The organism is Streptococcus mitis (assembly GCF_965111725.1).
In the GTDB taxonomy this organism is placed as follows: domain Bacteria; phylum Bacillota; class Bacilli; order Lactobacillales; family Streptococcaceae; genus Streptococcus; species Streptococcus mitis_DV.
On record NZ_OZ217341.1, the window covers coordinates 1,760,759 to 1,779,868 of the forward strand.

Below are 19,110 nucleotides of genomic sequence, written 5' to 3' on the forward strand. Positions count from 1 at the left end.
TTCGAAAATCAAATTCAAACCACGTCAGCGTCACCTTGCCGTACTCAAGTACAGCCTGCGGCTAGCTTCCTAGTTTGCTCTTTGATTTTCATTGAGTATTATTTTGTTTGCTCTTCAACGTAGGCAACCAAGTCACCAACTGTTTTCAAGTCATCTTCTGCTTCGATTTGGATATCAAAAGCATCTTCGATTTCTGAGATTACTTGGAACAAGTCCAATGAATCTGCGTCCAAATCATCAAAAGTTGATTCAAGTGTTACTTCTGATGCGTCTTTTCCAAGTTCTTCAACGATAATTTCTTGTACTTTTTCAAATACTGCCATGATAGGACTCCTTTAAAATAAATAGTTTTTTATAACAATGTGTTCACCACATGATTACCTAAATTGTAAGAATGAGCGTGCCCCAGGTCAAGCCTCCACCGAAGCCTGATAGTAGAACAGTCTGGCTACCATCTAAAGGGATGAGACCTTGTTCCACACACTCTGAAAGTAAAATCGGGATACTGGCTGCACTGGTATTGCCATACTCCATCATATTAGCTGGAAGTTTGTCTCGATCGACACCGATTTTTCTAGCCATCTTATCCAAAATACGGTCATTAGCCTGATGAAGTAGCAGATAATCCAAGTCTATCGCCTCTATAGGAGATTCATCAATAGTCTGCTTGATAGACTTGGCTACATCCCGAATGGCAAAATCAAAGACTGCGCGTCCATCCATCTTCAAAAACGAATCTGTACTTTCTTGATCTGAAAATGGAGAATACAGGCCTGAATGCCCATAGGTCAGACACTCACTACGACTCCCATCACTATTGAGACTCTCCGCTAGGAAATGCTCTTGCTCGCTAGCTTCTAACAAGACGCCACCAGCACCATCTCCAAACAACACAGCTGTTGATCGATCTGACCAATCGACTGCTTTAGAGAGGGTTTCACTACCAATCACCAAGCCTTTTTGAAAGCGACCAGAAGCGATAAACTTTTCAGCAGTTGAAAGAGCAAATACAAATCCACTGCAAGCCGCTGTTAGGTCAAAAGCAAAGGCCTTATTAGCACCAATATTAGCTTGAACACGAGCAGCTGTAGAGGGCATCATCGAATCTGGAGTAATGGTAGCTAGGATGATAAAATCCAACTCCTCCCCTGTTATTCCAGCTTTTGCCATCAGTTTCTTAGCAACTTCCGTAGCCAAATCACTGGTAGATTCTGTTCTTGAAATATGCCTTTGTCGTATTCCCGTCCGACTTGAAATCCACTCATCATTGGTATCCATAATCTGAGCCAAGTCGTGATTTGTAACCACTTGCTCTGGCACATAATGAGCAACCTGGCTTATTTTTGCAAAAGCCATTATTTCAAATCCTCCAAAAATTGATAAAGATTGGTCAAACCTTTGCTCATAACATCAATTTCTTCCTTACTCATACCATCAATGATTTTTTCAACCATGGCCTTGTGGAAGCGTTTATGCAGCCTATGAACCAAGCGACCCTTCTTTGTCAAATGTAGATGCACCACGCGACGATCCTGCTCTGAGCGAATGCGTTCAATGTAACCCTTGCGTTCGAGATTATTCAAACTAGTCGTAACTGTCCCAAGAGTCACCATCAACTCTTTTGACACTTGACTTGGTGTCACGTCTGGGAATTTCCCAATCACATCAATCGTATGCATTTCTTTGATGGAGATATCCTTGAAACGACTACCTCTCAAGCTCACTTCCTCAATGACAAGGACATTGTTAAATATAGATGTTAAATATTCATTAATTCGTTGGTAGTCCATTTTTCATATCCCTCCTTCTCAAAAAAACTTTTACAATCAAAACATTTGACAAGAGAATTATATCAAAGTTCAAAGAATGATGCAAGTATTTTTTTATTTTCCTGTAAATTTAGGCCGTCTTCTCTCCGAATGAGCTCGCACTCCTTCTTTGAAATCCTCTGTTTGAGCCAAGGATTCCTGTAGCTTCAATTCTAAAGCAGCATAATCCTGCCAGTCTTTGAATTGGCTCTCCCAGACCAACTTCTTAATGGCTGCATAGGAATTGCTTGAGCCACGTCTCAATTTTTTAAGAAGCTGTTCTCTGGTTTTTTCTAACTTATCAGCTTCAGAAATACGGTAAACCAGGCCCCACTCTAGAGCTTTTTCTGCTGTCAAAGCCTCTCCTGTCATGGCTAATTGAGCAGCACGCGTCACACCGATACTGCGGCTCAAGAGATGAATTCCCCCTGCATCTGGAGCCAAACCAACGCCAACAAAAGCTTGGATAAACTTAGCCTTATCGGTCGCTAAACAGAAATCTGCAGCAACAGCCATATTCGCTGCGGCACCTGCAACAGCACCGTCAACTTCCATTAAAACAGGTTTAGCTATTTGCTTGATTTTATAGGAAATCGTATTGACCAACTCTGCGATTTTCGTCAATGATGGAATATCATCCTCATCCACTGCACGCTTCATCTCTACCAAATCTCCACCAACTGAGAAGACTTTGCCATTGGCATTGATTAAGATAAAATGCACAGCCGGATCCTCTTCTGCTAAAGTCAGAGCTTCTAAAATCTCCTCACACATAGGAATATGAAAGCCATTTGCAACCTCAGGACGGTTCAAGGTAAGGATTGCTAAATCCTCTTCAAGCTGATAAATAATGTGTTCCATCAGGACTCCTTTTATTTTATAAGCAGTTTATACTCTTCGAAAATCTCTTCAAACCACGTCAGCTTCGCCTTGCCGTAGGTATGGTTACTGACTTCGTCAGTTCTATCCACAACCTCAAAACAGTGTTTTGAGCTGACTTCGTCAGTCTTATTTACAACCTCAAAGCAGTACTTTGAGCAGTCTACGGCTAGCTTCCTAGTTTGCCCTTTGATTTTCATTGAATATTAAATTATTTCATTGTCAAAGTATAGCTTTTTTAAAACTCGAAAGCAAGAAAAAATCAACTGAAAGTGTCTCAGCCGATTGGAAAGGCGCGCTTTAGGCTAGAAAACATCTTATTTTCTTCATTGAAAAAAGCCTTTCTTTCTGCTATAATCGTATAAAATACTTACTTTAGGAGTTCTTATGAAGGTTGTTAAATTTGGAGGTAGCTCTCTTGCCTCTGCTGGTCAATTAGAAAAAGTTTTAAACATTGTCAAAAGCGATAAAGAGCGCCGTTTTGTAGTTGTTTCTGCACCAGGAAAACGCAATGCTGAAGATACCAAGGTTACGGATGCCTTGATTAAATACTACCGTGATTATGTTGCTGGTAACGATATTAGCAAGAGCCAAAGCTGGATTATCGATCGCTATGCCGCTATGGTTAGTGAATTAGGACTGAAACCAGCTGTGCTAGACAAAATTTCAAAAAGCATTCGCGCCTTGGCCACTCTTCCTATCGAAGAAAATGAATTTCTCTACGACACTTTCCTAGCAGCCGGTGAAAACAACAATGCCAAATTGATTGCTGCCTACTTTAACCAAAACGGTATCGATGCACGCTATGTTCACCCTAGAGAAGCTGGGATTGTGGTCACAAGTGAACCTGGTCACGCTCGCATCATTCCATCAAGTTATGACAAGATTGAAGAATTGACAAATGCAAATGAAGTCCTTGTCATTCCTGGTTTCTTTGGAGTTACCAAGGAAAATCAAATCTGTACCTTCTCACGTGGAGGATCAGACATTACAGGTTCTATCATTGCTGCAGGGGTTAAAGCTGACCTCTATGAAAACTTTACAGACGTTGATGGTATCTTTGCAGCCCACCCTGGTATTATTCACCAACCACACTCAATCCCTGAGTTAACCTACCGTGAAATGCGTGAGTTGGCCTATGCAGGATTCTCAGTCCTTCATGACGAAGCGCTTCTTCCTGCCTACCGTGGAAAAATTCCTCTCGTTATCAAGAATACCAACAACCCTGACCATCCAGGTACTCGTATCGTTCTAAAACACAGTAGTGATGAATTTCCAGTTGTGGGAATTGCTGGTGACTCAGGCTTTGTCAGCATCAACATGTCGAAATACCTTATGAACCGTGAGGTTGGATTTGGACGCAAGGTTCTGCAAATCCTTGAAGACCTTAACATCGGTTGGGAACATATGCCAACAGGTATCGACGATCTTTCAATCATCCTACGTTCTCGCGAACTAACTCCTATCAAGGAAGAAGAAATCCTGCGTCAGTTGGTTCAAAAGGCTGAAGTAGACCATGCAGAAATCGAACACGACCTTTCTATCATTATGATTGTTGGAGAAAAAATGAAGAGTCATATCGGAGTAACTGCTACTGCGACACGCGCTCTATCTGAAAACAAGATCAACATCCAGATGATGTCTCAAGGTTCTAGTGAAGTTTCTATTATGTTTGTTGTCAATAAAGACCAAGAGAAAGCAGCAATCAAAGCCCTCTACAATGCCTTTTTCGGCGAAAGTAAGGAAGACTAATCATGGCCCAATCGCTTAATAAAACAGTGCTTCTCAGTACGACAGGAACTTCCTACCTCTCTATCGCTGGGAAAGTTGGGAAATTCCTTGTCGGAGATCAGGCCTTAGAATTTTACCCAGATGTCAATGTCGAACAATTTATCCAGATTCCTTGGAGCCATATCAATCAGATTGGAGCCAATGTCACTGGACGAAAAATCAGTCGCCACTTCGAAGTCTTTACAGACAAAGGAAAATTCCTCTTTGCTTCAAAAGACTCAGGTGCCATTCTCAAAATTGCACGCGAAAAGCTGGGAAATGACAAGGTCGTCAAACTTCCTACCCTGATTCAGACAATTAGCCAAAAATTTAAAAATCTATTTGCAAAAAAGTAGAAACTTTAGTATAATCATAGCAACGGATAAGTAGGTTATCTTCTTCTTTCAGAAAGTCTGCGGGTGCTGCGAGCAGATAGGAGGGATAGGTGAAATTCTACCGTTGGTAACAATTACATAAACAATCAAGTGCACACCTGTGAAGTTGGATGGAACCGTGGCCCTGCCACTCCAACGCTTTGTCAGGTGTGCTTTTTTCATAAAGGAGTTCTTATGTTAGATATCAAACGTATTCGTACAGACTTTGATGCTGTCGCAGAAAAATTGGCTACACGTGGTGTAGATGCTGCTGTCTTGAATGAGATGAAAGAAATCGATGCTAAGCGTCGTGACATCTTGGTCAAAGTTGAAACTCTCAAGGCAGAACGCAACACAGTTTCTGCTGAGATTGCCCAAGCTAAGCGCAACAAGGAAAATGCAGATGACAAGATTGCTGCCATGCAAACTCTATCTGCTGAGGTCAAAGCCTTGGATGCTGAATTGGCAGACATCGATGCTAAATTGACAGAATTTACAACGACTCTTCCTAACATCCCAGCTGACAGTGTTCCTGTTGGGGCTGATGAAGATGACAATGTGGAAGTTCGCCGTTGGGGGACTCCACGCGAGTTTGACTTCGAACCTAAAGCTCACTGGGATCTTGGTGAAGACCTTGGCATCCTTGACTGGGAACGCGGTGGTAAGGTAACAGGAGCTCGCTTCCTCTTCTATAAAGGCCTCGGTGCTCGTTTGGAACGTGCTATCTACAACTTTATGTTGGATGAGCATGGAAAGGAAGGCTATACTGAAGTCATCACACCATACATGGTTAACCATGACTCTATGTTTGGGACTGGTCAATATCCAAAATTCAAGGAAGATACTTTTGAATTGAGCGACAGCAATTATGTCCTTATTCCTACAGCCGAAGTTCCTCTGACAAACTACTACCGTGATGAAATCCTTGACGGTAAAGACCTACCAATCTACTTTACTGCTATGAGCCCATCATTCCGTTCTGAGGCTGGTTCAGCTGGCCGTGATACTCGTGGTTTGATTCGTCTGCACCAATTCCACAAGGTTGAAATGGTTAAATTTGCCAAACCAGAAGAATCTTACGAAGAATTGGAAAAAATGACAGCCAACGCTGAAAATATCCTTCAAAAACTTAACCTTCCATACCGTGTCGTTGCTCTCTCTACAGGAGATATGGGCTTCTCAGCTGCGAAGACTTACGACTTGGAAGTTTGGATTCCAGCACAAAATACCTACCGTGAAATCTCAAGCTGTTCAAACACAGAAGATTTCCAAGCCCGTCGTGCCCAAATCCGTTACCGTGATGAAGCAGATGGCAAGGTGAAATTGCTCCATACCTTGAATGGTTCTGGACTTGCAGTTGGACGTACAGTGGCTGCTATTCTTGAAAACTACCAAAATGCAGATGGTTCTGTGACCATCCCAGAAGTTCTTCGTCCATACATGGGTGGAGCTGAAGTCATCAAACCATAAAAAATAAGGTTTAGCTATTTCTAGCTAGACCTTTTTTCGTAACCAAATCAGATAAGCACCTAATACAAAGAGTAAAATAATTAAGCAAATAGCGGTTTCAGCCACTACCAAATAATCCAAAAATGGAAGTTTCAAGATTCCCTGAGCCATCTTAAGCGAAGTAGCTGTGATAATGGTCGGGAAAGTGAGGGCTGAGAAGGCTGGTTGAAAGCCTTGCTTTAAAATATTGGGCAGGCGAGTTAAAACAAAGAAAAAGAAGGATTGAGAAGCCAAAATCATAACGATTAAGAGCCAAGTTGGTAGACTCTCTCCTCCAACTCGAACTAGAGAAGCCAAGAGTAGAGAGAAGGGAGCGCAATAGATTCCTTCTTGGCCAAGCAAGGCTAGTGGGAGTGGATGTTTCTTTAAATCGCTATAAATAAGGGGATAGAGATAGAAGGTCAAGAGAAAACCAAAACTCAAGGTCGCATAGGCAATTTCGATGATGCCTACCAGAGGATAGGTCAAGGCAGCCACCGCTATCCCCACATAGAGAACCGTCCAGCTAGGAGTCGCATGAACCCTACGACCTGGACAGGCAAACTTGATGGTAAAACCAGCAATCAAGACCAAATCCAAGAGAAATGAAAACCACCAGATTCCTTGCGCAACCAAAGGAAGATGAGGGAAGACGCGAAAGACATAGGTAGATAAAATCATCCCAGCCATGGGAAAGGTCGCCATTCCTGACAAAAGAGGGGGCTTGGTCAATTCTTGCTTGGTGTCTTTCCAATTAAAGAGATGTAGAATTAGAAAATAAATCCACAAAATCAAACCTGTCAGACTAAACAGATGTGACAGAACCGGCAACGTATCTAAAATAAGATTTCCAGCTCCTGCCAAACCTAGCAAACAACCAGAAAATACCAAGGGGAGTTTTTTCATCCTAACCTCCAATAATGATATTATCTTTAGTATATCATAAAAAGGCTGAAATGAGGACTTAATACTCATCGAAAATCTCTTCAAACCACGTCAGCTTCTATCTGCAACCTCAAAACACTGTTTTGAGCAACCTGCGGTTAGCTTCCTCGTTTGCTCTTTGATTTTCATTGAGTATAAAAAAACGAAGTCCGATTATTTCAGACTTCATTTTACTCAGATATGAATTAAGCATAAGGTTGCAATTCTGGGTTAATTGGGGTATTGGCTAGGTTATTGGCATAGTTACAGAGACTTGCTAGGCTGACACCAAGAACCACATCCAAAGCATTTTGCTGAGTGTAACCAGCTTCTAAAAACTCAGACAAGGCTTCATCTCCTACACGACCCTTGGTATTGATAACTGCCAAAGTAAACTTAGCTAGGGTATCCAATTTAGGATCTGTCTCAATTGGAGTACGATTGCGAAGAGCTTGAATCAAGTCATCATTCATCTGGATTTGTTTGATGGAAAAGGCTGTGTGACCTGCGACGCAGAAGGCACAACCATTTGTCACAGCTGCCGTGATTTGCACTACTTCGCGCTCAACAGGTGTCAGGCTGTTGCGACGGTTGATAGATGCGACAGTTCGGTAGGCTTCTAAAGCAGTCGGTGCATTGGCCAAGAGGCCGATTAGGTTGGGAATATAGCCATTGTTGTCTTTTTCTACTGTTTCAAGAACTTCTTTCACTTCTGCTGGCGCTGATTCTACTGTATGGATTGTAAATGTTGTCATAAGATACCTCTTTTCTTGTTATTGACACTAATATTATTGGAAAATCTTATAAAATCCTGATTCCTAAGTTTATCTAAGATAAAGCTTTATTCCTCTCATAAGATTTTCGTTGTATATTATACTCTTCGAAAATCAAATTCAAACCGCGTCAGCGTCACCTTACCGTACTCAAGTACAGCTTGCGGCTAGCTTCCTAGTTTGCTCTTTGATTTTCATTGAGTATTAGTTTATCACACTTCCAATCACTTGCATAATATATATTATATATCAGCTTGATAAAAATCATTTATAGGCAAAAAAATCACACGAGCTGTGTGATTTCATTATTTGTCAAAATACTTTTTAGTTTCAGCAATAACGACTGGCGACAAGACTAAGAGGGCAATCAAGTTTGGCAGAGCCATCAAGGCGTTGACAATATCTGCGATAATCCAAACCATATCCAACTCGATAAATCCTCCCAGCAAGACCATGAGCACAAAAACCACACGGTAGAGCCAGATAAAGCGAACCCCAAAGAGGAACTCAAAACAGCGTTCTCCATAGTAGTTCCAACCTAGAATCGTTGTAAAGGCAAAGAGAACAAGGAAGATTGTTAAGAGGGCAGGTCCAAAGTGTGAAAAGACTGTTGAGAAGGCTGACTGAGTCAAAGCCACTCCATTCAAGTCACCACTCCAAACACCAGTTATCAAGATGGTCAAACCAGTCAGGGTACAGATAATGAGGGTGTCAATAAAGGTTCCTGTCATGGAAATCAAACCTTGCTCTACTGGTTCATTTGTCTTAGCCGCAGCCGCTGCAATGGGAGCAGAACCCAGACCAGATTCGTTTGAGAAGACACCACGCGCCACACCATTTTGAATAGCCATCCGAACGCTAGCACCAGCAAATCCACCTACCGCAGCAAGGGGACTAAAAGCTGAGGTAAAGACTAAAGCGATTGTAGCAGGGATTTTCCCAATATTAAAGAAAATAACTGTAAGAGTTCCCAAAATATAGATGATGGCCATAAAAGGAACTACGGTTGTTGAAACCTTGGAAATGGACTTGAGTCCACCAAAGACAGCAATCGCTACAAAGACAGACAAAACGAGAGCGGTGATGGCTGGCGAAATAGCCGTTGTATTTTGGATAGATTCTGTAATCGAGTTGACTTGGGTAAAGGTCCCGATCCCCAACAAAGCCACTAAGACACCTGCCAGGGCAAACAAAACAGCAAGTGGTCGCCACTTTTCTCCCATTCCTAGAAGGATATAGTGCATGGGACCTCCCGCTACTGCACCATGGTCGTCCTTGGTGCGGTATTTGATGGCCAAGAGTCCTTCCGCATACTTGGTAGCCATTCCAAAGAAAGCCGCCATCCACATCCAAAATAGAGCTCCTGGTCCACCAACCTTGATAGCCGTCGCAACCCCTATGATATTCCCTGTTCCAACGGTTGATGCCAAGGCTGTACACAGAGCTGCAAAACTGGATACATCCCCATGTCCCTTATCCTGGATAAAAATAAGCTGAAAGGCCTTAGGCAGACGCAAAACCTGCAAGAGTCCTAGCCGAATAGTTAGGTAAATCCCTGTTCCGACCAATAAAATCAAGAGGGGCGGTCCCCAAGCAAAAGCATCGATTGATTTAAGCAATTCTAACATTTCCTTCTCCTATCTTTTCAACCCCAAAAGAAAGAGCACATGTAAGATACATGTACTCTGGAATGCTTAGATAAATGCTAAAAAGCGGTCTATCCTAGCTCTGTCCTTTTACCTGAGAGTTTGAGCAGTTGCCTGCCTTGCCCCTTCGGTGCCTTTACGGTCTCTCCAGAGTTCCGTCCATTTACAGTCATGGAAAATCAAACGATTCGCCACTTCTATTAAACTTCATTCGGTGTTGGTATTTAATTGATTCTTATTTTACAAAAAATGTTGGCTTTTGTCAATGTGTTTATTAGTAAAACTTAATTCAACAGTTTTTACTGTATAAAGCTCGGAATACTTCTATCCTTTAAATGTCACAATAGTCGCACCACTGCCTCCAGCATTTTGTGGGGCATAGCCGAAACTCTTGACATGCTTGTTTCTTTGTAGGTATTTGGTGACACCTTCACGGATGACTCCTGTTCCGATACCATGGATGATATCAACTTGAGCCATATTATTAAGCAAGGCTTGGTCGATAAAGGCATCTAGCTCATTCATGGCCTCTTCATAACGTTTGCCTCGAAGGTCCAGTCTGGCTTGTGGGCCACGACCAGAAGTTCGTTTCACGACATTGACCTGTTTCTTCTTGACTTGCTTTTCTTGCTGGGCTTGAACGAGGTCAAATTCTTTTTCTTCTAAGGTCATCTTGATCAAGCCAACTTGAGCTTCCCAGCGGCCGTCCTTGAGTTGACTGGTCAAGGTACCACGCTGTCCATAACTGAGAACAACGATATCATCTCCCACCTTTGGAGCTCGTTTTTTCTTGGCCTTTTGAAGGATCTTGTTTTTAGACAAATCTACTTTTTCAGGAGCCAATTTTTTCAACTTGGCCTTGGCTTCAATGATTTCATGGGGCTTGAGCTGGGATTTATTGTGGAGATTTTTGAGAATCTGGTCACTTTCACTTAGGGCCATGTCCACAATCTCAGCAGCCTGTTCACGCGCCTTGTTAAGCTCGGTTTCCTTTTCACGATTAAGCTCGTTGTAAAGTTTTTTGAGAGCACGGTTCATCTTGAGATTTTCTTGCTCCACCTCACGGATATTGTCCAAGCTTTTGCGACTCTCTAGCGTCTGCTCTTCCAATTGTTCAATGATTCGGTTGACATCATTGTCCTGATCGACCTGCTGACTAGCATCCCCTACGATAACTTCAGATAGGCCCAGACGTTTGGCAATTTCAAAGGCATTGCTTCGGCCAGGAACGCCCTGCATAAAGCGATAGGTCGGGCGAAGAGTCGCAGTATCAAACTCCATGCTAGCATTTTGCACAAAGGCTGTCTCGATACCATAGGCCTTGAGTTCTGGATAGTGGGTGGTCGCCATAGTCTTGACTTGACGCAGACGAAGGTCCTCCAGAATGGCCATAGCAAGGGCGGCTCCCTCTTGGGGATCTGTACCTGCCCCCAACTCATCCAAGAGCAAGAGCGAATGTTGGTTGACCTTGCCAAGAATATCCACAATATTGGTCATGTGACTAGAGAAGGTAGACAAGCTCTGCTCAATAGACTGTTCATCGCCAATATCAGCAAAAATTTCTTCAAAAATACCAACACGACTTCCCTTGTCTGCTAAAATTGGCAAACCAGACTGAGCCATAACCTGCGTCAAGCCCAGAGTTTTAAGCATGATGGTCTTCCCACCTGTATTGGGACCTGTAATGACAATAGCTGTTAAATCTTGACCAAAATGGACATCATTTGCGACGGCATTTTTGACCAGAGGATGGCAGATATGGAGCAGTTGAATTTCCTGATTTTCTGATAGCTGAGGTACGACTGCTTGTCTTTCTTGGATAAAGCGGGCCTTGGCACGAATCAAGTCCAGATGGCCGATAATCCAAGCATCATTGGCAATCTCAGCCGCATGAGGGCGGACACGCTCAGAAATTTCTTGGAGAATTCGAAGCATTTCATAGCGCTCATCTGCTCGCAAACTGGCAATTTCTTCGCTCAGTTTGACCACCTCACGAGGTTCGATATAGACGGTGTTTCCACTAGCAGAAATATCATGAACAACACCTGCAATCTTATTGCGGTAGGTGTTTTTGACTGGTAAAACCTGACGGCCATTTCTGCTGGCAACGATTCCTTCTGTCAACATCTGCGCTTTTTGCTTGAGCAGGTCCTGTAAAACATCGCGTACCTGACTCTCGCTATCATGGATTTTTCGACGGATTCGCGCTAATTCTTCACTGGCAAAATTTTCAATGAAACCTGCATCATTGAAGGCTTGTAGATTTCCTTGTAATTGCGGAAAATCATGTAATTTCTCAAACCAAAGGGCTAATTCTTCCAAGCTGACATTTTCCAGATTAGCATAAAAACTTTGCAGTTCTCGACTAGCAAGAAGCACGCGTTTCAAGAGGAGGAACTCCTCGATATTGAGGTCTGCCCCCATCTCCAACCGCTTGCAGACTCCTGCAATTTCCTTGGTTGCGAGAATAGTGAAATGCGGTTGCTCAACAAAAAGAGCCTGCATTTCCTTCATCTCAGCAAAAGCCTGTTTGATTTTATCCGCTTTGGCAGTCGGAGTCAGCTGTCTCAATTGCTCCAAGCCCTGCTCGGTCAACAAATGGGGTTCAAACAAAGCCTTGATCTTATTGAACTCTAATGTTTCTAATATTTTCTTATTCATCTTTATTTCCTTGTCTTTGCATGTCTAGGTGTGGTAGCTTTTTACATTCTGACAGATTCGAGTCAATCTGTAAACAAAGGGCTAGGAAAATTCCTGCCCTTTTTATCCGATTAAATTTGTCACCCAGATTTGTTTGAGCCAACTGGTTGTTACTGGTATGCTCTGGATGATGTGTTTTGCGACGATACTCTTTTCAAGAGGATTTTGTATAGCTGCCATGGGGATGGTCGCTAAGATTGTCAAGGCCATTTGCAAGACAAATAAGGTCACCAACATGGACAAGATACCTGCTGAAACTTGGAACAACTTACCACCCAGTTTTTTACTAGGAAGCAAATGTAAGAGGAGACCAAGCAAACGACCGATGCTATAGACAACCCCGAAAACCAACAAGTAGCCGATCCCTGCGTAAAAGACCTTATCCAACTGAAAGAGTTGATCCGATGGGAAGAAAAAAGTCCCCTGACCTTCCTGCGGATTTGCATAAGGGAGTAATAAATGGAACTGCTCTCCAAGCCCCTTATAAAACTGGCCAGCCACAAAAGCCGATGCCATGGCTGAAATCAGGTAATAAACCTGTAAGAGCAGGCCTCTCCGATAGCCGATATAAAATCCCCAAGCCAAGACCAATAGAAGAAGGAGTGAAATCATAAGGAGTCCTCAATCTTGCTCTGTTCTTGCTTGCAAGTCACAAGCTTGTGACGGAGTTCTTCTAGCTCTTGCTCCTTATCATCAAATTCAATCTCACGACTGAGCTGAGTTGATAAACAGTTGACTGCCAACAAAAGAGCGATTGTTTCATCATCTGCACTAGGCATTTGTTCTTTAATTGCTTGGTATTTTTCTGTCGCAACCTTGGCGATTTCCTCCATAAAGAGATTATCATGCTCGCTTGTCAAGGTTAACGTTTTTTTCCCGAATGTAAATTTGAATCGATTTAGATTTGCCATAAAATTCACCTCACGATATTATACCAAAATTCGCTAATTTTGTCAGTTTTTACAAATTTGCCTGCTTTTGTGGTACAATAGAAACTATGGCAAGTATAACACTCACACCAAGCGAAAAGGAGATTCAGTCTTTTCTTGAACACTATCAAACCAGTCTGGCTCCCAGCAAGAATCCCTATATTCGCTACTTTTTGCGACTACCTCAAGCAACGGTTTCTATCTATACTTCTGGAAAGGTCTTGCTTCAGGGTGAGGGGGCCGAGAAATACGCTCGTTTCTTTGGCTATCAAATTGTAGAAGAAAACAGCGATCAAAATCTTCCTTTGATTGGGACTGATGAGGTTGGAAATGGTTCCTACTTTGGTGGACTTGCAGTTGTGGCTTCCTTTGTCACACCTGACCAGCATGACTTCTTGCGAAAACTCGGTGTGGGAGATTCTAAGACTCTGACCGACCAAAAGATTCGTCAGATTGCCCCTATCCTAAAGGAAAAAATCCAGCACCAGGCACTGCTTCTCTCACCAAGCAAGTACAACGAGATCATCGGAGACCGCTACAATGCTGTTTCGGTTAAGGTAGCCCTCCATAATCAGGCTATCTATCTCCTCCTTCAAAAAGGTGTTCAGCCTGAAAAAATTGTGATTGATGCCTTTACCAGTGCTAAAAATTATGACAAGTACTTGGCACAAGAGGCCAATCGTTTCAGTAATCCTATCAGCTTAGAAGAAAAGGCTGAGGGCAAATACTTGGCTGTCGCAGTTTCTTCTATCATTGCGCGTGATCTCTTTCTGGAAAATCTTGAAAATCTGGGACGAGAACTGGGTTATCAACTTCCAAGTGGGGCTGGAACGGCTTCTGACAAGGTGGCTAGCCAGATTTTACAAGCCTATGGTATGCAGGGACTTAACTTCTGCGCCAAACTGCACTTTAAAAATACTGAAAAAGCGAAAAAACGCTTAGAAAGGTAAGTTATGAATTCATTTAAAAATTTCCTAAAAGAGTGGGGATTATTCCTCCTGATTCTGTCATTACTAGCTTTGAGCCGTATCTTTTTTTGGAGTAACGTCCGCGTAGAAGGACACTCCATGGATCCTACCCTAGCGGATGGCGAAATCCTCTTTGTTGTCAAACACCTTCCTATTGACCGTTTTGATATCGTGGTGGCCCATGAGGAAGACGGTAATAAGGACATTGTCAAACGTGTCATTGGAATGCCTGGCGATACCATCCGTTACGAAAATGATAAACTTTACATCAATGACAAAGAGACAGATGAACCTTATCTAGCTGACTATATCAAACGCTTCAAAGATGACAAACTCCAAAGCACTTACTCAGGCAAGGGATTTGAAGGAAATAAAGGCACTTTCTTTAGAAGTATCGCTCAAAAAGCCCAAGCCTTCACAGTTGATGTCAACTACAATACCAACTTTAGCTTTACTGTCCCAGAAGGAGAATACCTTCTCCTCGGAGACGACCGCTTGGTTTCAAGTGACAGTCGTCACGTAGGTACTTTTAAAGCAAAAGATATCACAGGGGAAGCTAAATTCCGCTTCTGGCCCATCACCCGTATCGGAACATTTTAAGAAACCTAAGAGGCCGAGAGTCAAAAATCTCAGCCTCTTCTTCTATCGTGAGAATATGATTATTCACTATCCAGTTTGATTAAGATAGAAACAAAGTTATACTCAATGAAAATCAAAGAGCAAACTAGGAAGCTAGCCGCAGGTTGCTCAAAGCACTGCTTTGAGGTTGTAGATAGAACTGACGAAGTCAGTAACATATATACGGCAAGGCGAAGCTGACGTGGTTTGAAGAGATTTTCGAAGAGTATTAACTCTCACCTATTTATGCAAAGGAATCTTATGGAAGTTTATTTTTCAGGAACCATTGAACGGATTATTTTTGAAAATCCCAGCAATTTTTATCGTATCCTCCTCCTAGAAATCGAAGATACAGACGCAGAAAACTTTGATGATTTTGAAATTATTGTCACTGGTACCATGGCTGACGTGATTGAGGGAGAAGACTATACTTTTTGGGGACAAATTGTCCAGCACTCCAAGTATGGGGAGCAACTGCAAATCAGCCGGTATGAACGCGCAAAACCAACTAGCAAGGGTTTGGTTAAGTACTTTTCAAGTAGCCATTTCAAGGGAATTGGTCTCAAGACAGCTCAGAAAATCGTGGATACCTATGGCGACAATACCATTGACGAAATTTTGCAACACCCGGAAAAGCTAGAAGGCATCGCAGGACTATCTGCCAAAAATCGCGAGGCTTTCGTCTCCACCCTCCGTCTCAACTACGGAACAGAGATGGTTTTGGCCAAACTAGCCAACTACGGCATTCCCAACAAACTAGCCTTCCAGATTCAAGATTTTTACAAGGAAGAAACCCTTGATGTGGTTGAAAATTATCCCTATCAACTGGTTGAAGATATCAAGGGTTTGGGCTTTACCATTGCTGACCAATTAGCGGAAGAACTAGGCATCGAAAGTCAGGCTCCTGAGCGCTTCCGTGCCGGTCTAGTTCATAGTCTTTTTCAGGCCTGTATGGAAACAGGGGACACCTATGTTGAAGCACGGGATTTACTAGAACAAACCCTTACTCTCCTTGAGTCTTCCCGCCCCGTGGAACTGGACCCCAGCCAAGTAGCTCAAGAACTCTCCTACCTGATTGAAGAAGACAAGGTTCAGCAGGTTGATACCAAGATTTTTGACAACAGCCTCTTTTTCGCTGAGGAAGGCATCCGCAGTCACTTGGTTCGTATCCTTGAAAAAGGAAAACAGAAGAGCCAGGATTTAGAAACCATTCAAAAACATATCGCTACTGTCGAAGAAGAGCTGGAGATTGAGTATGATAGCATTCAAAAACAGGCGATCTGCGACGCTATCCAGAACAAGGTCTTTATCCTGACAGGTGGACCTGGTACTGGTAAGACAACTGTTATCAATGGTATCATCGCTGTTTATGCCCTTTTAGAAGGACTTGATCTCGGGAAAAAAAGCAACCTACCGATTCTTCTTGCCGCTCCAACTGGACGAGCCGCTCGGCGCATGAATGAATTGACAGGCTTGCCTAGCGCGACTATACACCGTCATTTAGGAATGACAGGTGATGATGATACCAGTCATCTGGAAGATTATCTGGATGCCGACTTTATTATCGTGGATGAATTTTCTATGGTGGATACTTGGCTGGCCAATCAACTCTTCTCCAACATCTCTTCTAACAGTAAAATTCTCATCGTGGGTGACAGCGACCAGCTCCCGTCTGTCAGTCCTGGACAGGTTCTAGCTGACCTCCTTCATATTTCTTTGATTCCTCAGACTCGCTTGGAAAAAATTTACCGGCAAAGCGAAGAATCAACCATCGTCACCCTAGCTAGTCAGATTCGACAGGGCATCTTGCCAGCTGATTTCACCCAGAAAAAAGCTGACCGTTCCTACTTTGAAATCGCTAGTGGCCATATTCCTGCCACCATTGAAAAGATCTTAGGCGCTGCCCTCAGAAGTGGCATTCCTGCCCGTGATATCCAAGTTCTGGCTCCCATGTACCGAGGGACAGCAGGGATTGATGCTATCAATCAGCTCATGCAAGACCTGCTCAATCCACCACAAAAAGACCAACTCAGTTTTGAAGCTCCCCAGTGCCACTATCGCAAGGGCGACAAGGTCATTCATCTGGTCAATGATGCTGAAATCAATGTCTTTAATGGAGATTTAGGAGTCATCACAGACCTGATTCCTGGTAAATACACCGAGTCGAAACAAGACGAGATTGTCATTGATTTTGATGGCAACAAGGTCTCCTACCCACGTAACGAATGGTACAAGATTCGCCTGGCCTATGCCATGAGTATCCATAAATCACAGGGAAGTGAGTTCCCTGTTGTCATCCTACCGATTACCAGTGCTAGTAGGCGTATGCTGGAGCGCAATCTCATCTACACAGCCATTACACGCGCCAAAAGCAAACTTATCTTATTAGGCGAATTACAGGCCTTCGACTATGCTACCCAGCACATCGGAACTGCCCGAAAAACCTATCTGATTGAACGCTTCAGTGATTTATTGGATAATGTTGAAGAAAAGCAACCAGCTATCTCTGAAACAGCCACATCACGTACCTCTGAACAATCCTACATCCTAACCGAAGAAAACTGGGATAGCATCCCCGCCATGATTGGGATTACAGACGCAGACCTCAAAGAGATTTTTGGAAAATAGTGCATAAGAAAACCCACCAATTCAGGTGGGCTTTTTGTTTATGAATACTCAATGAAAATCAAAGAGCAAACTAGGAAGCTAGCCGCAAGCTGTACTTGAGTACGGTAAGGCGACGCTGACGTGGTTTGAATTTGATTTTCGAAGAGTATAAGATTATTTAACTGTTGCAGTGCTTGTAATCAATTCAACAGCTTTTTTGATTGTGATATCGTGTTTCAACATATCAGCTGAAAGCAAGCTTTGTACTTGAGCAACTTCCATGTTGTAGTCTGCTGCCAATTGCTCAACTTCTTTTTGGATTTCTTCTTCTGAAGCGTCAAACCCTTCAGCTTTCGCTACTGCTTCGATAACAAGGTTAGTCTTAGTACGTGACTCAGCTTCTGCTTGGTATTGATTGTGAAGGTCTTCTTGAGTAGTTCCAGTGATTTGGAAGTACATATCAGGGTTGATACCTTGACGTTGCAAGTTTCCAAGGAATTCGTTTACTGAACGGTGAACTTCTTCGTGAATCATTTCTTCTGGAAGTTCTACGATTTCAGCGTTTTCTACAGCTTTATCAATTGCTGCACCTTCAACTGCATCTTTGTAAGCTTCTTCTTTAGCAGCAGCCAATTCCTTGCGGTATTTTTCTTTCAATTCAGCAAGTGTTTCAACTTCTTCGTCGATGTCTTTTGCAAGTTCATCGTCAAGAGCTGGAACTTCTTTAGCTTTTACTTCGTGGATAGTTGTTACGAATTTAGCTTCTTTACCTGCAAGGTCTTCTGCTTGGTAGTCTTCTGGGAATGTTACAACGACATCAACAGTTTCACCAGCTGAGTGACCTACCAATTGGTCTTCAAAACCAGGGATGAATTGACCTGAACCAAGTCCAAGTGAGAAGTTTTCACCTTTTCCGCCATCAAATTCAACACCGTCGATAGAACCAACGAAGTCGATGACAACAGTGTCGCCGTTTTCAGCAGCAGCTTCTTTGATAACCAATTCAGCCAAGTTGTTGCGTTCGCGTTCGATACGCTCTTCAACATCAGCGTCAGTTACTTCTTTTTCTACATCAACTGATACTTCAAGGTTTTTGTAGTCACCCAATTTTACTTCAGGTTTTGTCACAACTTCAGCAGTGATAACCCAGTCTTGACCTTTTTCCATTGAAGTTACATCAATTTTTGGTTGAGCAACGACTTCAAGACCAGCTTCTTTTACAGCTGCTTCATAAGCGTTTGGCAAAAGAGCGTTCATAACGTCTTGGTAAAGTGATTCTTCACCAAATTTTTTGTCGAAGATAGGGCGTGGAAGGTGACCTTTACGGAAACCTGGAACATTAAGAGATTTCTTCACTGAGTTGAAGACACGGTCCAATTCTGGTTTGATTTGGTCTTGAGAGATAGTGAAAGTCAAGACACCACGGTTTGTTTCTTTGTTTTCAAATGATACAGACATTCTGTCATTTCTCCTTAAAATTTTTTAAATACAGTCTATTATAACATAAATGGGCGACTTTTTTCAAGTAATGACTGCGCTTTTCAATCATGCTGGAAGTATGGTTTCTTCTTGTTTTTCTTTAGGTTTCGAATATAATCTTATAAAAGATGTTTAGTGATGGCTGAT

18 protein-coding genes and 1 riboswitch are annotated in these 19,110 nt (G+C 42.7%); of the genes, 6 read left to right on the forward strand and 12 right to left on the reverse strand.

From position 1 onward, the window contains the following. Positions 1-98: 98 nt before the first annotated feature. The 5 genes from ACLV7Q_RS08525 to ACLV7Q_RS08545 form a co-directional block, all read right to left on the reverse strand. The gene (locus tag ACLV7Q_RS08525) at positions 99-323 is read right to left on the reverse strand and encodes an acyl carrier protein (protein WP_000257838.1); all 225 of its coding nucleotides are present in this window, start codon (positions 321-323) and stop codon (positions 99-101) included. A 58-nt stretch (positions 324-381) separates the two neighbouring features. Then, positions 382-1,356: a beta-ketoacyl-ACP synthase III gene (locus ACLV7Q_RS08530; protein WP_218757173.1), complete on the reverse strand. Its 975-nt coding sequence runs from the start codon at positions 1,354-1,356 to the stop codon at positions 382-384. After that, positions 1,356-1,790: a MarR family winged helix-turn-helix transcriptional regulator gene (locus ACLV7Q_RS08535; RefSeq protein WP_000386353.1), complete on the reverse strand. Its 435-nt coding sequence runs from the start codon at positions 1,788-1,790 to the stop codon at positions 1,356-1,358. Before ACLV7Q_RS08535 ends, ACLV7Q_RS08530 begins: the two co-directional genes overlap by 1 nt. Positions 1,791-1,883: 93 nt before the next feature. Next, the gene (locus ACLV7Q_RS08540; protein ID WP_218757174.1) at positions 1,884-2,669 is read right to left on the reverse strand and encodes an enoyl-CoA hydratase; all 786 of its coding nucleotides are present in this window, start codon (positions 2,667-2,669) and stop codon (positions 1,884-1,886) included. Positions 2,670-2,680: 11 nt separating this feature from the next. Then, a complete protein-coding gene (locus ACLV7Q_RS08545) occupies positions 2,681-2,887 on the reverse strand; it encodes a hypothetical protein (protein ID WP_218757175.1) in 207 nt (68 codons plus the stop codon). Between the two features lie 187 nt (positions 2,888-3,074). Here ACLV7Q_RS08545 and ACLV7Q_RS08550 point away from each other — a divergent pair, with 187 nt between their 5' ends. The 3 genes from ACLV7Q_RS08550 (at position 3,075) to serS (ending at position 6,301) form a co-directional block, all read left to right on the forward strand. Then, positions 3,075-4,439, forward strand: coding sequence for an aspartate kinase (locus ACLV7Q_RS08550; protein ID WP_218757176.1), 1,365 nt, complete (start codon positions 3,075-3,077; stop codon positions 4,437-4,439). 2 nt (positions 4,440-4,441) lie between these two features. Further along, positions 4,442-4,813 (forward strand): DUF956 family protein, encoded by a 372-nt coding sequence (locus ACLV7Q_RS08555; RefSeq protein ID WP_000079358.1) that lies wholly within the window; start codon positions 4,442-4,444, stop codon positions 4,811-4,813. 213 nt (positions 4,814-5,026) lie between these two features. Further along, positions 5,027-6,301: a serine--tRNA ligase gene (serS, locus tag ACLV7Q_RS08560; protein ID WP_218757177.1), complete on the forward strand. Its 1,275-nt coding sequence runs from the start codon at positions 5,027-5,029 to the stop codon at positions 6,299-6,301. A gap of 24 nt (positions 6,302-6,325) precedes the next feature. On the opposite strand, the gene ACLV7Q_RS08565 is transcribed toward serS, so the two are convergent. The 6 genes from ACLV7Q_RS08565 to zapA form a co-directional block, all read right to left on the reverse strand. Next, positions 6,326-7,225, reverse strand: a complete 900-nt coding sequence (locus tag ACLV7Q_RS08565) for a TDT family transporter (protein ID WP_218757178.1) — start codon at positions 7,223-7,225, stop codon at positions 6,326-6,328. 224 nt (positions 7,226-7,449) lie between these two features. Beyond that, a complete protein-coding gene (locus tag ACLV7Q_RS08570) occupies positions 7,450-7,998 on the reverse strand; it encodes a carboxymuconolactone decarboxylase family protein (protein WP_000206765.1) in 549 nt (182 codons plus the stop codon). Positions 7,999-8,321: 323 nt separating this feature from the next. Next, positions 8,322-9,644, reverse strand: a complete 1,323-nt coding sequence (locus ACLV7Q_RS08575) for an alanine/glycine:cation symporter family protein (protein WP_218757179.1) — start codon at positions 9,642-9,644, stop codon at positions 8,322-8,324. Between the two features lie 90 nt (positions 9,645-9,734). Beyond that, positions 9,735-9,823: riboswitch (glycine riboswitch) on the reverse strand. 163 nt (positions 9,824-9,986) lie between these two features. Then, entirely contained in the window at positions 9,987-12,323 is a 2,337-nt protein-coding gene (locus ACLV7Q_RS08580; RefSeq protein ID WP_218757180.1) for an endonuclease MutS2, read from the reverse strand. A gap of 102 nt (positions 12,324-12,425) precedes the next feature. Then, positions 12,426-12,974: a CvpA family protein gene (locus ACLV7Q_RS08585; protein WP_218757181.1), complete on the reverse strand. Its 549-nt coding sequence runs from the start codon at positions 12,972-12,974 to the stop codon at positions 12,426-12,428. Continuing rightward, complete coding sequence (gene zapA, locus ACLV7Q_RS08590) at positions 12,971-13,273, reverse strand: cell division protein ZapA (RefSeq protein ID WP_000002023.1); 303 nt, start codon at positions 13,271-13,273, stop codon at positions 12,971-12,973. The genes ACLV7Q_RS08585 and zapA overlap by 4 nt, the downstream gene beginning before the upstream one ends. Positions 13,274-13,359: 86 nt before the next feature. On the opposite strand from zapA, the gene rnhC reads away from it, so the two are divergent. The 3 genes from rnhC to ACLV7Q_RS08605 all read left to right on the forward strand — a co-directional run bounded on the left by rnhC (position 13,360) and on the right by ACLV7Q_RS08605 (position 17,505). Then, the gene (rnhC, locus tag ACLV7Q_RS08595; RefSeq protein ID WP_218757182.1) at positions 13,360-14,241 is read left to right on the forward strand and encodes a ribonuclease HIII; all 882 of its coding nucleotides are present in this window, start codon (positions 13,360-13,362) and stop codon (positions 14,239-14,241) included. A gap of 3 nt (positions 14,242-14,244) precedes the next feature. Continuing rightward, complete coding sequence (gene lepB / locus ACLV7Q_RS08600; RefSeq protein WP_001083986.1) at positions 14,245-14,859, forward strand: signal peptidase I; 615 nt, start codon at positions 14,245-14,247, stop codon at positions 14,857-14,859. A 279-nt stretch (positions 14,860-15,138) separates the two neighbouring features. Next, entirely contained in the window at positions 15,139-17,505 is a 2,367-nt protein-coding gene (locus tag ACLV7Q_RS08605) for an ATP-dependent RecD-like DNA helicase (RefSeq protein ID WP_218757183.1), read from the forward strand. Positions 17,506-17,658: 153 nt separating this feature from the next. Here the strand turns inward: ACLV7Q_RS08605 and tig are convergent, their stop codons facing one another. Continuing rightward, positions 17,659-18,942, reverse strand: a complete 1,284-nt coding sequence (tig, locus tag ACLV7Q_RS08610) for a trigger factor (RefSeq protein WP_050242181.1) — start codon at positions 18,940-18,942, stop codon at positions 17,659-17,661. Between the last annotated feature and the right edge of the window lie 168 nt (positions 18,943-19,110).

What these genes read in the sequence shown, in the direction of transcription:
- ACLV7Q_RS08525 (WP_000257838.1), bottom strand. Translation starts at nt 323, where the DNA reads ATGGCAGTATTTGAAAAAGTACAAGAAATTATCGTTGAAGAACTTGGA.
- ACLV7Q_RS08530 (WP_218757173.1), bottom strand. Translation starts at nt 1,356, where the DNA reads ATGGCTTTTGCAAAAATAAGCCAGGTTGCTCATTATGTGCCAGAGCAA.
- ACLV7Q_RS08535 (WP_000386353.1), bottom strand. Translation starts at nt 1,790, where the DNA reads ATGGACTACCAACGAATTAATGAATATTTAACATCTATATTTAACAAT.
- ACLV7Q_RS08540 (WP_218757174.1), bottom strand. Translation starts at nt 2,669, where the DNA reads ATGGAACACATTATTTATCAGCTTGAAGAGGATTTAGCAATCCTTACC.
- ACLV7Q_RS08545 (WP_218757175.1), bottom strand. Translation starts at nt 2,887, where the DNA reads ATGAAAATCAAAGGGCAAACTAGGAAGCTAGCCGTAGACTGCTCAAAG.
- ACLV7Q_RS08550 (WP_218757176.1), top strand. Translation starts at nt 3,075, where the DNA reads ATGAAGGTTGTTAAATTTGGAGGTAGCTCTCTTGCCTCTGCTGGTCAA.
- ACLV7Q_RS08555 (WP_000079358.1), top strand. Translation starts at nt 4,442, where the DNA reads ATGGCCCAATCGCTTAATAAAACAGTGCTTCTCAGTACGACAGGAACT.
- serS (WP_218757177.1), top strand. Translation starts at nt 5,027, where the DNA reads ATGTTAGATATCAAACGTATTCGTACAGACTTTGATGCTGTCGCAGAA.
- ACLV7Q_RS08565 (WP_218757178.1), bottom strand. Translation starts at nt 7,225, where the DNA reads ATGAAAAAACTCCCCTTGGTATTTTCTGGTTGTTTGCTAGGTTTGGCA.
- ACLV7Q_RS08570 (WP_000206765.1), bottom strand. Translation starts at nt 7,998, where the DNA reads ATGACAACATTTACAATCCATACAGTAGAATCAGCGCCAGCAGAAGTG.
- ACLV7Q_RS08575 (WP_218757179.1), bottom strand. Translation starts at nt 9,644, where the DNA reads ATGTTAGAATTGCTTAAATCAATCGATGCTTTTGCTTGGGGACCGCCC.
- ACLV7Q_RS08580 (WP_218757180.1), bottom strand. Translation starts at nt 12,323, where the DNA reads ATGAATAAGAAAATATTAGAAACATTAGAGTTCAATAAGATCAAGGCT.
- ACLV7Q_RS08585 (WP_218757181.1), bottom strand. Translation starts at nt 12,974, where the DNA reads ATGATTTCACTCCTTCTTCTATTGGTCTTGGCTTGGGGATTTTATATC.
- zapA (WP_000002023.1), bottom strand. Translation starts at nt 13,273, where the DNA reads ATGGCAAATCTAAATCGATTCAAATTTACATTCGGGAAAAAAACGTTA.
- rnhC (WP_218757182.1), top strand. Translation starts at nt 13,360, where the DNA reads ATGGCAAGTATAACACTCACACCAAGCGAAAAGGAGATTCAGTCTTTT.
- lepB (WP_001083986.1), top strand. Translation starts at nt 14,245, where the DNA reads ATGAATTCATTTAAAAATTTCCTAAAAGAGTGGGGATTATTCCTCCTG.
- ACLV7Q_RS08605 (WP_218757183.1), top strand. Translation starts at nt 15,139, where the DNA reads ATGGAAGTTTATTTTTCAGGAACCATTGAACGGATTATTTTTGAAAAT.
- tig (WP_050242181.1), bottom strand. Translation starts at nt 18,942, where the DNA reads ATGTCTGTATCATTTGAAAACAAAGAAACAAACCGTGGTGTCTTGACT.